The following is a 15221-nucleotide window of genomic DNA, read 5'->3' on the forward strand; positions in this document are numbered from 1 at the left end:
CATTAAAATAGTACGGGAAACCTACATTTTCCTTTACAAAAATGGGCTGCTCTTGTATAATACTATGGCTAAAAAGATTTTCTGGAAATGGAGAATTTGCCATGGCTTTGATTGAATATGACGAGTACAAGCAGAAGCTGACGGCCCTGGAGCCGGAGCTGGAGAAGCTGTCTGCCGCGCTGGACCTGGAGGCCGCCCGGGCCGAGGTCCGCCGCCTGGAGGACGAGTCCGCCCAGGAGGGCTTCTGGAACGACCTGGAGCGGTCCCAGAAGGTCCACCAGCGGATGCGCCAGCTGCAGAACAAGATCGCCCGGCAGGAGAAGCTGCTGGGCGAGTGGGAGGACCTGACGGTGCTGTGCGAGATGGGCCAGGAGGCCGACGATCCCGATCTGCTGCAGGAGCTGAAGGACGGCTTCGCGGCCCTGGAGCAGCGGGTGGAGGAGACCCGGCTTACCACACTGCTCACCGGCGAGTATGACGCCAACAACGCCATCCTCACCATCCACCCCGGCGCCGGCGGCACCGAGGCCCAGGACTGGGCCCAGATGCTGTTCCGCATGTACACCCGCTGGGCGGAGCGCCATGACTTCAAGTGCACCACCCTGAACTACGAAGACGGCGACGAGGCGGGCATCAAGTCCGCCACCATCTCCATCGAGGGCGAGAACGCCTACGGCTTCCTCCGCAGCGAAAACGGCGTCCACCGGCTGGTGCGGGTGTCTCCCTTTGACGCCCAGGCCCGCCGCCAGACCTCCTTTGCCGCGGTGGAGGTGATGCCGGAGCTGCCGGATGACGTGGAGGTGGAGATCCGCCCCGAGGACATTGAGATGCAGGCCTGCCGCTCCTCCGGCGCCGGCGGCCAGCACATCAACAAGACCTCCTCCGCCGTCCGCCTGACCCACCTGCCCACCGGCATCGTGGTGTTCTGCCAGACGGAGCGGAGCCAGTTCCAGAACCGGGACAACGCCATGAAGATGCTGCGGGCCAAGCTGGTGGAGATGAAGATCCAGCAGCATGCGGAGAAAATCTCCGACATCAAGGGCGTCCAGATGAAGATCGAGTGGGGCAGCCAGATCCGCTCCTACGTGTTCATGCCCTACCAGCTGGTGAAGGACACCCGCACCGCCTACGAAACCGGCAACATCGACAATGTGATGGACGGCGACTTAGACGGCTTCATCAACGCCTACCTGACCCAGATGGCCACCGGCGAGCTGAAGAAGTAAATGATTCTGTCCGCGGGCTGCGGACGAGTGAAGACGGCTTTCCCTGTCTGACGGGGAAAGCCGTTTATCCGGATGACAGAGGAAAGGAATCCCATGTCCATGGAAAACAAGAGAGACGAACAGGGCCGGGAGGTCCGGGAAAACAAAATGGGCGTTCTGCCGGTGGGCAGGCTGCTGGCGGGCATGGCCATCCCCATGATGATCTCCATGCTGGTGCAGGCGCTGTACAACGTGGTGGACAGCGTGTTCGTGGCGCGGATCAGCCAGGACGCCTTCAACGCCGTGTCCCTGGCCTTCCCCCTCCAGACGCTGATGATCGCCGTGGGCAGCGGCACCGCCGTGGGCATCAACGCCCTGCTGTCCCGCTCCCTGGGGGAGCGGCGGCAGGAGACGGCGGACCGGGCCGCCAACACCGGCGTGTTTCTGGCCCTGTGCAGCGCGGCGGTGTTCGCCGTGCTGGGGCTGGCGCTGGGCCGGGTGTTCTTCGCCGCCCAGACCGCCAACGAGGCCATCGTCCGCTACGGCGCGGCCTACGCCCGGATCTGCCTGGGGCTGTCGGTGGGCCTGTTCTGCCAGTTCTGCTTTGAGCGGCTGCTGCAGTCCACCGGCCGCACGGCGCTGGCCATGTGCACCCAGCTCACCGGCGCCGTCATCAACATCGTGCTGGACCCCATCCTGATTTTCGGATTGCTGGGCGCGCCCCGGATGGAGGTGGCCGGCGCGGCGACAGCCACGGTGGCGGGACAGCTGGCGGCGGCCGCACTGGCGCTGGCGCTGAACCTGAAATGCAATCCGGACGTCCATCTCCGCCTCCGCCACATCCGCTGGCACGGGGACACCGCGGCGGAGATTTACCGGGTGGGCGTGCCCTCCATCATCATGCAGTCCATCGGCTCCGTCATGACCTTCGGCATGAACCAGATTCTCATCTCCTTCACCGAGGCGGCCACCGCCGTGTTCGGCGCTTATTACAAGGTCCAGAGCTTCATCTTCATGCCGGTGTTCGGCCTGAACAACGGCATGGTGCCCATTATCGCCTATAACTTCGGCGCCGCCCGGATGGACCGGGTGCGGAAGACCATCCGGCTGACCATCTGCACCTCCATCTCCATCATGACCGTGGGCTTCGCCGTGTTCCAGCTGTTCCCGGCGGCGCTGCTGTCCATCTTCACCCCCTCGGAGGAGATGCTGACCATCGGCGTCACGGCCCTGCGGATCATCAGCTGCACCTTCCCGGTGGCGGGGTTCTGCATCATCGCCGGCTCCGTGTTCCAGGCCATCGGCAACCCCATCTACAGCCTGATTGCCTCCGTGTGCCGCCAGCTGGTGGTGCTGCTGCCGGCGGCGTGGCTGCTGGCCAAAACCGGGCGGCTGGAGCTGGTGTGGCTCTCCTTCCTCATCGCGGAGGTATTCTCCCTGTTGCTGAGCCTGATTTTCATGAGACGCACCCTGCGTCAGGCGGAGGAGGCAGTCCGGGCCCGGCTGAACTAATCAAAAAAACGGACCGCCCAGCGGTCCGTTTTTTATAAGTATTGGGGAATCTGGGACAGGTGGTCCACAATGAAGTCCACCGGCAGGGCGATGTCATGGGGCGCTCCGGCGTGGTTGTACCAGCCGGTGTGGAGACCGAAGGCGATGCCGCCCTCCATGTCGGCGGTGAGGGAGTCCCCCAGCAGCAGCACCTCGTCTTTGGGCGGGTTTCCGATTCGCTCCAGGCAGGCGGCGAAAAAGGCGGCGGTGGGCTTGGTGGCGCCGATCTCCCGGGAGGCGAAAATCTCCCGGATAAAGGGCAGCATCCCCGCCAGCTCCAGCCGGTGGTGCTGCTGGGCATAGGAGGCGTTGCTGGCGGCGTAGACGGTGTATTTGCCGGCCAGGTACCGCAGGGCCTCCGGCGCGCCCTCCACCGGCTCGTGGCTTTCAAACAGCAGCTCCCCGAACCGGTCCTCGAAGGACGTCCCCTCGGCGGAGAGGCCCAGCTCCCGGAAAATGCGGTTCCAGCGGACCTGCCGCAGCCCCTCCCGGGTCAGGCGGCCCTGTTCAATGTCCCGCCACAGATCGTCGTTGATGGTGATGAAGGTGGGAAAGGTCCGGTCCGTGTAGGGCAGATCCAGCTCCCGGAAGCCCTGGCGGATGCACGCGTCGGCGCACTTGTGGAAATCCAGCAGGGTGTTGTCGATGTCAATGAGAATGGTGCGGATCATGGGCAGACCTCCTTTCCTCCGCATGATACCAGAAAGCCGGCAAAACCGCAAGAGAAAGGGGACGCGCAAAGCGCGTCCCCTTTCTCACTTTTTCAGGTATTCCTCCGGGTCCACCAGGTCCCCGTCTTTGGAGACGGAGAAATGGAGGTGGGGGCCGGAGGACCCTTCGATGAGGGAGGTGGTGCCCACGGCGCCGATGATCTGCCCGGCGGACACGTGGTCCCCCGCCCTGACGGTGGGACTGCCCTGGAGGCTGGCGTAGGTGGTCTGGTAGCCGCCGGAGTGGCCGATGATCACCGTGGTGCCCAGCAGATCGTCGTCGGCCACGGACAGCACTGTCCCGGCGCTGGCGGCCAGCACGTCGGTGCCCGGCGCGGCGGCGATGTCGATGCCGTCATGGGTCCGCCAGTCGTTGAGGGTGGCGTTGTAGGTCAGCCGGTCCACGGAGAAGGCGGCCACCATCTGCCCGCTGAGGGGCGACACCACCAGCGCCGGGGGCTGGGGCGTCACCGCCGTCACCGGCTTGGACACGGGGGCGGTCTCCTCCGGCTGGGGTTCCGGCTGAGGCTCCGGCTCCGGGTCCGGTACCGTCTCCGGAATCTCCGCCGGCAGCGCGGTCTCCACCGCCTCCTGGGGAGCGGACACCGCCGCCTGGCGGACGGTCTGCTCCGTTTCGGCGGAGGCGGCGGGGGTTTCCGCTTCTCCGCCGCCCCGGAACAGCAGGAGATAGCCCCACAGCCCAACGGCTGCCAGGCACAGGGCCAGAACGGCGTAGAATCCTCTGCTGCGGAACAGCTCATTGAATTTGTGCATTCGCAAATCCCTCCTTTTCTACCCCAGTATGGACAGGAAAAGGAGAGATTATACCCCAAATTCCGGAAAAATACGGAAAAAGGACTGCCTTTCCGGCAGCCCTTTTCAAAAGGCGGTTTAACGGTTTATTTGATGATCAGGGTGCTGCCGGTCATTTCCTCCGGCTTCTGCAGACCCATCACGTCCAGAATGGTGGGGGCGATGTCCGCCAGCTTGCCGCCCTTGCGCAGCTCCGTGCCGGCGCCGCAAAGAATGAAGGGCACCAGGTTGGTGGTGTGGGCGGTCATGGGGGAGCCGTCGGGCTGGGTCATCTGCTCGGCGTTGCCGTGGTCGGCGGTGACCATGGCGATGCCGCCCATTTTCAACGTGGCCTCCACCACCTCGCCCACGCAGGCGTCCACGGTTTCCACGGCCTTCACGGCGGCGCTGAACACGCCGGTGTGGCCCACCATGTCGCAGTTGGCGAAGTTCAGGATGATCACGTCATAGGCGCCGCTCTCAATGCGCTCCACGCATTTGGAGCAGACCTCGTAGGCGCTCATCTCCGGCTGGAGGTCATAGGTGGCTACCTTGGGGGAGGGCACCAGCACCCGGTCCTCGCCGGGGAACACGGTCTCGGAGCCGCCGTTGAAGAAGAAGGTCACGTGGGCGTACTTCTCCGTCTCGGCGATGCGCAGCTGGGTCATGCCCAGGGAGCTGAGGTACTCCCCCAGCCCGTTGCGGACGGATACCCGGGGGAAGGCCACCTCCACGTTGGGCATGGAGGCGTCATACTCCGTGTTGCACACGAAGGTCAGGGGGAAGGACTGGCGGGTGAAGCCGGTGAAGTCCGGGTCCACCAGCGCCCGGGTGATCTCCCGGGCACGGTCGGGGCGGAAGTTGAAGAAGATGACGCTGTCGTTGTCGGAGATGGTGCCGTCCAGATCGCAGACCACCGGCTCCACGAACTCGTCGGTGACGCCCCTGGCGTAGGAGTCCTTCACGGCGGCCACGGGCACGGGGTTGAAGGCGGCGCCCTCACCGTAGACCATGGCGTCATAGGCCTGCTCCAGCCGGTCCCAGCGCTTGTCCCGGTCCATGGCGTAGTAGCGGCCCATGACAGTGGCGATTTTGCCCACGCCGATCTCCCGGCACTGCTCCACCGTGCGGGCCACAAAGTCCGCACCGGAGGTGGGGGACACGTCCCGCCCGTCCAGAAAGGCGTGGATGTAGACCTTTTCCAGCGCCTTGTCCCGGGCCATGCGCAGCAGGGCGAACAGGTGCTCCAGGTGGGAGTGGACGCCGCCGTCGCTCAGCAGACCCATCAGGTGCAGGGAGGTGCCGTTTTTCAGGCACTCGTCCATGGCGTGGTTGTAGGCGGCGTTTTCAAAGAAGCTGCCGTCGGCAATGGCGTTGGTGATGCGGGGCAGGTCCTGAAACACCACCCGGCCGCCGCCGATGTTGGTGTGCCCTACCTCGCTGTTGCCCATCTGCCCCTGGGGCAGACCCACGCTGAGGCCGGAGGCGTCCAGCTCCGTGTGGGCGTACTCGGCAAACAGCCTGTCCAGATGGGGGGTGGCGGCGGCAGCCACGGCGTTGCCCTCCCGGTCGGAGGTCAGGCCGAAGCCGTCCATGATGATGAGAGTGGTCGGTGTTTTGCTCATGGAGAAAACCTCACTTTGTCCCAAATGGGGTGCTCAGTCCTGATTGGCGGCGTTGATGATGTCCACGAACTGGTCGGGCTTCAGGGCGGCGCCGCCGATGAGGCCGCCGTCGATGTCGGGCTGGGCCAGCAGCTCCGCGGCGTTCTTGGGGTTCATGGAGCCGCCGTACTGAATGGTGACGCTGCGGGCCACCCGGGCGCCGTACAGGCCGCGGATGGTGGCGCGGATGGCGGAGCAGACCTCGCCGGCCTGCTGGGCGGTGGCGGTCTTGCCGGTGCCGATGGCCCAGATGGGCTCATAGGCGATGATGCAGCGGCGCAGCTTGTCGGCGGGCACGCCGTACAGGGCGCTCTTCACCTGCAGGGAGATCCAGTCGGCGGTGACGCCGGACTCCCGCTGCTCCAGGCTCTCGCCCACGCAGATGATGGGACTCATGCCGGCGTTCAGCACGGCCAGCACCTTCTTGTTGACGGTCTGGTCGGTCTCGCAGAAGTACTGCCGGCGCTCGGAGTGGCCCACGATGACGTACTTCACGCCCAGGTCCTTCAGCATGTCGGCGGAGACCTCACCGGTGTAGGCGCCCTTCTCCTCGAAGTAGACATTCTCGGCGCCCACGGAGATCCGCAGGTCCTTGAAGGCCTTCATGGCGGTGGAGATATTGCAGGCGGGGACACAGATCAGCGTCTCGCACCACTTGGCGCGGGGCATGATCTTCTTGATGTCCTCGGCGAACTTCTTGGTCTCGGTGGCGGTCATGTTCATCTTCCAGTTGCCGGCGATGACGGTTTTACGGTATCTGCGATTCATGTTCTCTATTTCTCCTTCGATTTTGTTCTGACGGACCGCCCGGAGGCGGTGCGGGTGAATGTTTCTGCGGGGGAATTCTCCGGCGGGGAGTGCCCGCCGGAGGTATCCGGAAATACTTATTTGTCCAGCAGGCAGGCCACGCCGGGGAGTTCCTTGCCTTCCAGGAACTCCAGGGAGGCGCCGCCGCCGGTGGAGATGTGGGTCATCTTGTCGGCGTAACCCAGCTGGTCCACGGCAGCCGCGCTGTCGCCGCCGCCGATGATGGTGACGGCGCCGGTTTTGCTGAGGGCCTCGGCGATGGCCTGGGTGCCCACGGCGAAGGCGGGGAACTCAAACACGCCCATGGGGCCGTTCCAGATGACGGTGCCGGCGCCGGCCACGGCGCCGCAGTAGAGCTTCACGGTTTCGGGGCCGATGTCCAGACCCTGCCAGCCGTCGGGGATCTGGCCGGCGGGGACCACCTTGCGTTCCGCGTCGGGGGCGAACCTGTCGCCGCAGACGGAGTCCACCGGCAGCAGCAGCTTCACGCCCTTTTCGGCGGCCTTTTCCACCATCTGGTTGGCGTAGTCCTCCCAGTCGGCCTCCAGCAGGCTGTCGCCGATCTTTCCGCCCTTGGCGGCGGAGAAGGTGTAGGACATGCCGCCGCCGATGATGATGGTGTCGGCGATCTCCAGCAGGTTGTTGATGACGCCGATCTTGCTGGATACCTTGGAGCCGCCCAGAATGGCCACCAGGGGCCGCTTGGGGGCGGACAGGGCGCTGCCCATGACGTCCAGCTCCTTCTGAATCAGGAAGCCGGACACGGCGGGCAGATACGCGGCCACGCCGGCGGTGGAGGCGTGGGCCCGGTGGACGGCGCCGAAGGCGTCGGACACGTACAGCTCCGCCAGGGACGCCAGAGCCTTGGACAGCTCCGGGTCGTTCTTCGTCTCACCCGGCTCGAAGCGGGTGTTCTCCAGCAGCAGAATCTGGCCGGGCTGCAGCGCGGCGGCCTTGGCCCGGGCGTCGGGACCCACCACGTCGTCGGCCATGATGACCTCCTGGCCCAGCAGCTCGCTGAGCCGTTTGGCCACGGGCTTCAGGGACAGCTCCGGCTTCACCTCGCCCTTGGGCTTGCCCAGGTGGGAGCAGGCGATGACGGCGGCGCCGTTTTCCAGCAGATAGCGGATGGTGGGCAGCGCGGCGACAATGCGCTTGTCACTGGTGATCTCACCGGTGGCTTTATCCTGCGGCACGTTGAAGTCGCAGCGCAGCAGGACCTTCTTGCCCCGGACGTCCACGTCCAGAACAGTCTTTTTCCGGTAGTTCATGGAAAATTCCTCCTATATAGAATGTGAGGGGATCCGGAAGATCAGCGGTCGGCCATCTCGCCCACGTCCAGCAATCCGGGAAACCCGTTCTGCCGCAGGGCCTCGTACACGCAGACGGCCACCGTGTTGGACAGGTTCAGGCTCCGGGCCTCCGAAATCATGGGCAGGCGGATGCACCGCTGGGCGTATTGTTCCCGGAAAGCCTGGGGCAATCCGGCGGTCTCCTTGCCGAAAAACAGCCAGCTGTCCGGCGTGAACCGGGCCTGCTGATAGGAACGGGGGGCCTTGGTGGTGGTGAGCCACAGGTCCTGCCGGGCCTCGGGACGGCGGGTGAAGAAATCCTCTAAATTCTCGTAGTCGAAGACTTCCACCAGATGCCAGTAGTCCAGCCCGGCCCGCTTGACGGCCTTGTCGGAAATGTCGAACCCCAGGGGGCGGACCAGATGCAGGCGGCTGCCGGTGGCGGCGCAGGTGCGGGCGATGTTGCCGCAGTTCTGCGGGATCTCCGGCTCCACCAGAACGATATTCAGCATGGGCGGTCCCCTCCCTTTGTCCAGTGCAAGCTATTGTAATCCATTGTACGGACAAATTCAACTGTAAAATGGAGATTTATTCGCATTTTCATAAGAAATCACCACAAATGCGGACAAGATTCTGCAAAACGCCGAAAATGGGGCGGCCGCCGGAGGCCCCCGGTTTTTCAAAAACGGGGAAATCAACGGAAAATCCGGTCAAACTGCCAAAAAGACCTCTGAAAATTCTCCAAATGATTTCCGCACGCACACTGGATTTTTACCGGAAGCTTGCTATAATAGGCATAGAAGCGTATGGAAAGGAGGGGACCCCATTGGATCAAATGCGTGCAATCATCCTGCTGAATGATCCAATTTCCCCCAGTGCGCATGGCAAACCGCTGATGCTGACAGCCCTTATGTTTGAACCGATCCTGACCTGGGTCAGCGAAAAACTGAAGGCCGGTGGTGTGAGGCGGTTTTTTGTCGCCTGCGCTCCGGAATTTACGGAAGAGGTCCGGAACTGCTTCCGGACGGAGGACAACGTGACGGTGTCCGGCAGCCGGGAGGACCTGCTGGCCTTCCTGGCGGAGGACGGACCTGTGGCGGTGCTGCCGGGACCGGTGCTGCCGGTGCCGGAGGGAACCAGACATCTGGACAGCTGCGCCTGCACCGCGGAGGCCGCGGCGCTGCGGCGGGGCTGGGAAAACGGCGGAATCGCCGGGGTGACGGGCACCGTTCCCCTGGAGGGCTTCGCGGATATTGCAACCCCGCGGGAGGCCCGGGAGCTGAGCCTGCTGTGCCGGGATGACGTGGTGGACCGCCTGCTGGACGCGGGGGCGGAGATCCTGGACCCGGACGCGGTGTATATCGGGCCCCGGGTGGAGCTGGGAGAGAACACCGTGGTGCTGCCGGGGACCATTCTCCGGGGCGCCGTGAAAATCGGCCGGAACTGTGAGATCGGCCCCAACACCATGATCCGGGACTGTGTCATCGGCGATGACACCACTGTCAACGCCTCCCAGCTCAACGAGAGCACCGTGGGCAGCCGCACCAATATCGGACCCTTTGCCTATGTCCGCCCCAACTGCCGCATCGGGGATGACATCAAGGTGGGGGACTTTGTGGAGGTGAAAAACTCCTCCATCGGTGACGGCACCAAGATTTCCCATCTCACCTATGTGGGCGACAGCGACGTGGGCCGGAAGGTGAACTTCGGCTGCGGCACCGTCACCACCAACTACGACGGATTCAGAAAATACCGCTGCACCATCGGGGACCGGGCCTTCATCGGCTGCAACACCAACCTGGTGGCGCCGGTGACGGTGGGCGAGGGGGCGTATACCGCCGCCGGCAGCACCATCACCGAGGAGGTCCCCGCCGACGCGCTGGCCGTGGCCAGAAGTCGCCAGAAGAACCTGGAGGGCTGGGCCGAGCGCCGCCGCCGGATGCACGAGAACCATAAATAAGTCTTTCAAAATCATTCAAATACGATCAGAAAGAAAGAGGGAGAACAAACATGATTTCTCACGGCAAAGACATCAAGATTTTCACCGGCAACGCCAATCCCCAACTGGCGGACGACATCTGCAAGCTGATGGGCACCAAGCTGGGCGAGGCGGAGGTCGGAACCTTCTCCGACGGCGAGATCTTCGTGTCCCTGTATGAGACCGTCCGCGGCAGCGACGTGTTCGTCATCCAGCCCACCTGCAACCCCACCAACAAGAATCTGATGGAGCTGCTGATCATGACCGACGCCCTGAAGCGCGCCTCCGCCGGCCGCATCACCGCCGTCATGCCCTACTACGGCTACGCCCGTCAGGACCGCAAGGCCAAGGCCCGTGACCCCATCACCGCCAAGCTGGTGGCCAACATGCTGGTGGCCGCCGGCGCCGACCGGGTGCTGACCATGGACCTCCACGCCTCCCAGATCCAGGGCTTCTTCGACATCCCCGTGGATAACCTGGCCGGCAACCCCATCTTCGTGGACTACTACGCCAAGAAGTTCGGCGGCGCCTGCGAGGACATGGTGGTGGTGTCCCCCGACGTGGGCTCCGTGGCCCGTGCCCGCGCCTTCGCCCAGAAGCTGCACATGAACCTGGCCATCGTGGACAAGCGCCGTCAGAAGGCCAACCAGTGCGAGGTCATGAACGTCATCGGCGACGTCCGGGGCAAGGACTGCATCCTGTTTGACGACATGGTGGACACCGGCGGATCCCTGTGCAACGCCGCCAAGGCCGTTATGGAAGTGGGCGGCGCCAAGAGCGTCCACGCCTGCGCCTCCCACGGCGTGCTGTCCGGCCCCGCCATTGAGCGCATCAACAACAGCGTCATCACCGAGCTGGCCCTGCTGGACACCATTCCCCCCATCGAAGCCGGCAAGAGCGACCGCATCAAGTACCTGACTGTGGCCCCCATGTTCGCCGAGGCCATCGAGCGTATCTATCAGGAGGTCTCCATCTCCAAGCTGTTCCGGTAAGGCGGAGCGGGAGCGTCCCATCACAATAAGAACCATCAAAGGCGGGAAAGGCGACTTTCCCGCCTTTGCGGGCTGTATCAAACAAGTTTATGCAAAAGGAGCAAACACAATGCTGTTCGGCAAAAAACCCTCCGGCGTGGAATGGCTGGTGGTGGGTCTGGGAAACCCCGGCGAGAAGTACGCCAGAACCCGCCACAACATGGGCTTTCTGACGCTGGACCTGCTGGCGGAACGGGAGCATGTGAAAATCGACCGCATCAAGTTCAAGGCCACCACCGCCCAGGCCACCGTGGGCGGCGCCCGCTGCCTGCTGCTCAAGCCCCAGACCTATATGAACCTGTCCGGCGAGGCGGTGCGGGAGGCGGCCCAGTTCTATAAAATCCCCGCCGACCACGTGCTGGTGATCTACGATGACGTGTCGCTGCCGGTGGGGAAGATCCGGGTGCGGCCCTCCGGCAGCGCCGGCGGCCACAACGGCATCAAGAATATCATCGCCCACCTGGGCACCGACCAATTCCCCCGGGTGAAGATCGGCACCGGCGCCCCGGGCCAGGACGGCGACATGATCGACTGGGTCATCGGTGAGCCGTCCCAGGCGGACAGGAAGGTGCTGCTGGAGTCCTTCAAACGGGCCATCGACGCGGCGGAGTGCGTCATCGAAAACGGCGGCGACTGCCAGAAGGCCATGAACCGCTTCAACTGAAGGGAGGCGGCCTTATGCGCTGGCTGAACCGGCATCCACTTGCGTACAGTGCGGCAGTCTGCCTGCTGGCAGCTGCCGCCGTACTGGCTGTGACGGCGGGAGCCTCTCCCTTGCTGCTGGCGGCGGTTCCGGCGGTCTGCTGGTGCCTGCGGAAGCTGCCGGGGCGATTGCTGCTGCGGGAGCTGGGAGAGTCCGGCCGGGCGCTGACGGAGGAGTGCGATCCGGAGCCGCTGGAGCGGACCTGCCGGGAGATTGCCGAAAGCCGGAAGGGCGGTCGAAAGACTGTCCTGCTGGTGGAGGTGCAGCTGCTCTATGCCGACGCGGTGTCCTGTCTGGGCCGGTTTGACGAGGCGGAGCGGGAGCTGGACCGGGTGCTGTTCGGCTATGAGCAGTACGACAAAAGCACCCAGCTGCTGATTGAGATGGAGGCCAGCGAGGTGAAGCTGCGGGCGGGAAAGCCCGCCGACGCCCTCTCCTACCTCCGGGAGGCGGAGAAAAAGGTTCACAGGATGGAGGGCCTCCCGCCTTTCATGGCGGCGTCAGTGGAAAACCGCTTCCTCTGGTACCGTCTGGTGACGGAGGGCGGCTCTCAGGAGCTGCTGGAGGCCTTCCAAAAGGCGATGGAAACGGCGGCTTCCCGGCTGGACCGGGTGTGCGGCCACATGAACATCGCCCGGTGCCTGCTGTCCATGGGCCGCCGGGAGGAAGCCCGGCCCCATCTGGAATTCGCGGCGGAGCAGGGGAACAAGCTGTATCTCCGCCGGGAAGCCCAACAGGCCTTGGCAGAACTGCCGTAACGTTTTCCGCGCTCCGGCCGTCTGTTCAGAAAAGGGGGCGTGGGAATGAAACGAAAAATCCGCAAACGCTGGCTGGCCCTTGCGGCCGTGATGGTCCTGTGCGCCGCGGTGCTGGCGTGGCCGGTACCCTTTGCCCGGTACGCCAACACGGCGGAGGCAGAGTACATGATCCTGCTGTCCCGGGAGAGCGGCACGTCCCGCTCCCGGTCGGATCTGACGCCGGAGGAGCTGGGACAGGTGCTGCCGCTGCTGGAGAACGGACGGCTCCGCTGGCGGGGCTTCTGCCGGAACATCGTGTATTCCGGCGGGGAGACCCTGTACTCCTTTACTCTGAGCCACACGGAAAACGGCACCTGCGTGCAGGATGCCCGGTTCGAGCTGCTCAGCGACGGCACCCTTTACAACGTGTGGTACAATGTGGGTTATACCCGCTTCCGGCTGGAGGGCGTGGACATGGAAGCCCTTTGCCGGACGCTGGAGGGCCTGCTCTCCGGCGGCGGGGCGTAAAAAACGGCGCAAGTCTGTCCCCGGCGCCGCATAAGAAAGAAACGGCACATCCCCCCTCTCCGGCGGCGGGATGCGCCCCGTTCTGCGTTAGATTGCCAAATTTTAACAGAAGGTGTCATGCCTATGGAACAGCTGCTGAAAAAACTGAATACCATTCCCGAGGCGGCGGAGCTGGTCCGCCGGGTGGAGGAGGGTGGCTGCCCGGCGGCGGTGTCGGGTCTGCAGCCGGTCCACCGGGCGGAGATCGGCGCGGCGGTGGCTTACGGCGCGCATCGCCCGGCGGTGTTTGTCTGCGGCGACGAGCGGGAGCTGCAGGCTCTGGCGGCGGACCTGCAGGCCCTGACCGGCACCGCGCCGGTGAAGCTGCTGGCCCGGGAGTGGCAGTTCCACCCCAACGCCGTGTCCAGCCGCTCCTGGGAGCAGGACCGGCTGGCGGCGCTGTACGCCCTGGCCCGGGGGGAGGCGCCCCTGGTGACGGCCACCATCGACGGCCTCATGGCCCGGACGCTGCCGGAGGAGCTGCTGCTGGCCTCCGCCGTGACGCTGCGGGTGGGGGAGCGGCTGGATCTGAAGGCCATGGCGGACCGGCTGGTCTCCGGCGGCTATACCCGCTGCGACCAGGTGGAGGGCGTGGGCCAGTTCGCCCTGCGGGGCGGCATTCTGGACGTGTTCTCCCCTCTGATGGACCAGCCGGTGCGCTGCGAGCTGTTTGACGACGAGATCGACTCCCTGGGCTGCTTCGACCCCGGTACCCAGCGGCGGACGAAAAACGCGGAGGAGGCCCTGATCCTGCCGGCAGCGGAGGTGCTGCCCCATCTGGCGGAGGGGGGGCTGGAGGGCCTGGCGGCCAAGCTGGAGACCCTGGCGGGGAAGCTGGCCAGGCGGCCCAAGGCGGCATCGCTGGTGACCACCCTCCGGGGCGACGCGGAGCGGCTGCGCTCCGGCGCGGTTCCCGGCGGACCGGACCGGTATCTGGCGGCCATCCATCCGGACATGACCACGGCCCTGGACTACCTGCCCGCCGACGCGGTGGTGTTCCTGTGCGAAAGCGGCCGGGTGGACGAGCGGGTGAAGCACACCGTGCTGCAGGTCCGGCAGGACACGGAGGCGCTGATGGAGGCGGGGCTGCTGGCGGGGGATTTCGCGGCCCTGACCCTGACGGAGCCGGAGCTGTACGAAAAGCTGGAGGAGTTCCCCGTCATCATGATGGACTCCCTGCCCACCTCCCGGCTGCCGCTGCGGCCCCGGGGACTGCTGGGCCTCAGCGCCCGGCAGCTGTCCTCCTACGGCGGCAGCCTGGAGACGGCGGTGTCCGACATGGAGCACTACCGGAACACCGGCACCGCCATTCTGGTGCTGTGCGGCGGCGAGACCCGGGCGAAGAACCTGTACCACATTCTGGAGGACAAGGGCATCACGGCCACGCTGGACCTTGAGGGACGGGCCATGCCCGTCCCCGGGGAAGTGCGCATCACCATCGGCGCCCTGTCCGCCGGCAGCGAGTATCCCCAGCTGAAGCTGGCCATTCTCACGGAGGGCCAGCTGCTGGCGGTGCCCCGGAGGCGGCAGCGGCTGAAAAAGGAGTCCAACCGCCAGAAGCTCCAGTCCTACACGGACCTGTCCCCCGGGGATCTGGTGGTTCACGTCCACCACGGCGTGGGCCGGTTCACCGGTATCCAGAAAATGCCGGTGGACGGGGTGGAAAAGGACTATATCAAAATCGAATACGCCGGCGGCGACTGCCTGTATGTCCCCGTCACCCAGCTGGACCTGGTGAGCAAGTATATCGGCGGCGGGGAGGAGGCCCAGGAGCACACCCGGCTGAACCGGCTGGGAGGCACCGAGTGGGCTAAGCAGAAATCCAGGGCCAAGGCCGCCGTCCGGGACCTGGCCAAGGGCCTGATCCAGCTGTACGCCCAGCGGTCCCGGCAGCCGGGCTTCGCCTTCTCCCCGGACTCCGCCTGGCAGCAGGAGTTTGAGGAGGCCTTCGGATACGAGGAAACCGACGATCAGATGCGGGCCATCCGGGAGATCAAGACGGATATGGAGCGGCCCCGGCCCATGGACCGGCTGCTGTGCGGCGACGTGGGCGTGGGCAAGACCGAAGTGGCCCTGCGCGCCGCCTTCAAGTGCGTGATGGGCGGCAAGCAGTGCGCCATTCTGGCTCCCACCACATTGCTGGCGTGGCAGCACTACAACACCATCCTTTCCCGCATGGAAGCC

Annotated in this window: 14 protein-coding genes; 8 read left to right on the top strand and 6 right to left on the bottom strand. The window is 64.9% G+C overall.

Going from position 1 to position 15221, the window contains the following annotated elements; translation table 11 throughout:
• Positions 1 to 107: 107 nt before the first annotated feature.
• Both prfB and SOX55_RS02625 read left to right on the top strand, forming a co-directional pair.
• The gene (gene prfB / locus SOX55_RS02620) at positions 108 to 1226 is read left to right on the top strand and encodes a peptide chain release factor 2 (protein ID WP_325285893.1); all 1119 of its coding nucleotides are present in this window, start codon (positions 108 to 110) and stop codon (positions 1224 to 1226) included.
• Positions 1227 to 1325: 99 nt separating this feature from the next.
• A complete protein-coding gene (locus SOX55_RS02625) occupies positions 1326 to 2717 on the top strand; it encodes an MATE family efflux transporter (RefSeq protein WP_325285879.1) in 1392 nt (463 codons plus the stop codon).
• A gap of 32 nt (positions 2718 to 2749) precedes the next feature.
• On the opposite strand, the gene SOX55_RS02630 is transcribed toward SOX55_RS02625, so the two are convergent.
• The 6 genes from SOX55_RS02630 to trmL all read right to left on the bottom strand — a co-directional run bounded on the left by SOX55_RS02630 (position 2750) and on the right by trmL (position 8533).
• Positions 2750 to 3427 (bottom strand): YjjG family noncanonical pyrimidine nucleotidase, encoded by a 678-nt coding sequence (locus tag SOX55_RS02630; protein ID WP_325285880.1) that lies wholly within the window; start codon positions 3425 to 3427, stop codon positions 2750 to 2752.
• Between the two features lie 84 nt (positions 3428 to 3511).
• On the bottom strand, positions 3512 to 4240 hold the full coding sequence (locus SOX55_RS02635) for a M23 family metallopeptidase (RefSeq protein ID WP_325285881.1): 729 nt from the start codon (positions 4238 to 4240) through the stop codon (positions 3512 to 3514).
• A 125-nt stretch (positions 4241 to 4365) separates the two neighbouring features.
• On the bottom strand, positions 4366 to 5883 hold the full coding sequence (gpmI, locus tag SOX55_RS02640; protein WP_325285882.1) for a 2,3-bisphosphoglycerate-independent phosphoglycerate mutase: 1518 nt from the start codon (positions 5881 to 5883) through the stop codon (positions 4366 to 4368).
• A 33-nt stretch (positions 5884 to 5916) separates the two neighbouring features.
• The gene (gene tpiA, locus SOX55_RS02645; RefSeq protein WP_325285883.1) at positions 5917 to 6690 is read right to left on the bottom strand and encodes a triose-phosphate isomerase; all 774 of its coding nucleotides are present in this window, start codon (positions 6688 to 6690) and stop codon (positions 5917 to 5919) included.
• Positions 6691 to 6806: 116 nt separating this feature from the next.
• The gene (locus SOX55_RS02650; protein ID WP_325285884.1) at positions 6807 to 8000 is read right to left on the bottom strand and encodes a phosphoglycerate kinase; all 1194 of its coding nucleotides are present in this window, start codon (positions 7998 to 8000) and stop codon (positions 6807 to 6809) included.
• A 41-nt stretch (positions 8001 to 8041) separates the two neighbouring features.
• Entirely contained in the window at positions 8042 to 8533 is a 492-nt protein-coding gene (trmL, locus tag SOX55_RS02655; protein ID WP_325285885.1) for a tRNA (uridine(34)/cytosine(34)/5-carboxymethylaminomethyluridine(34)-2'-O)-methyltransferase TrmL, read from the bottom strand.
• Between the two features lie 398 nt (positions 8534 to 8931).
• Here trmL and SOX55_RS02660 point away from each other — a divergent pair, with 398 nt between their 5' ends.
• The 6 genes from SOX55_RS02660 to SOX55_RS02685 form a co-directional block, all read left to right on the top strand.
• On the top strand, positions 8932 to 9981 hold the full coding sequence (locus tag SOX55_RS02660; protein ID WP_325285886.1) for a glucosamine-1-phosphate N-acetyltransferase: 1050 nt from the start codon (positions 8932 to 8934) through the stop codon (positions 9979 to 9981).
• Between the two features lie 50 nt (positions 9982 to 10031).
• Positions 10032 to 10991, top strand: coding sequence for a ribose-phosphate pyrophosphokinase (locus SOX55_RS02665; protein ID WP_325285887.1), 960 nt, complete (start codon positions 10032 to 10034; stop codon positions 10989 to 10991).
• Positions 10992 to 11100: 109 nt separating this feature from the next.
• Positions 11101 to 11694, top strand: coding sequence for an aminoacyl-tRNA hydrolase (pth, locus tag SOX55_RS02670; protein WP_325285888.1), 594 nt, complete (start codon positions 11101 to 11103; stop codon positions 11692 to 11694).
• Between the two features lie 14 nt (positions 11695 to 11708).
• On the top strand, positions 11709 to 12491 hold the full coding sequence (locus SOX55_RS02675; RefSeq protein WP_325285889.1) for a hypothetical protein: 783 nt from the start codon (positions 11709 to 11711) through the stop codon (positions 12489 to 12491).
• Positions 12492 to 12536: 45 nt separating this feature from the next.
• Positions 12537 to 12998 carry a hypothetical protein gene (locus SOX55_RS02680; RefSeq protein ID WP_325285890.1) on the top strand — a complete coding sequence of 154 codons (462 nt, stop codon included), beginning with the start codon at positions 12537 to 12539 and terminating at the stop codon, positions 12996 to 12998.
• Between the two features lie 123 nt (positions 12999 to 13121).
• Positions 13122 to 15221: CarD family transcriptional regulator (locus SOX55_RS02685; protein WP_325285891.1), on the top strand; the 2100-nt coding region annotated here is incomplete at its 3' end.

The organism is Dysosmobacter sp., from assembly GCF_034093755.1.
Classification (GTDB): Bacteria; Bacillota; Clostridia; order Oscillospirales; family Oscillospiraceae; genus Oscillibacter.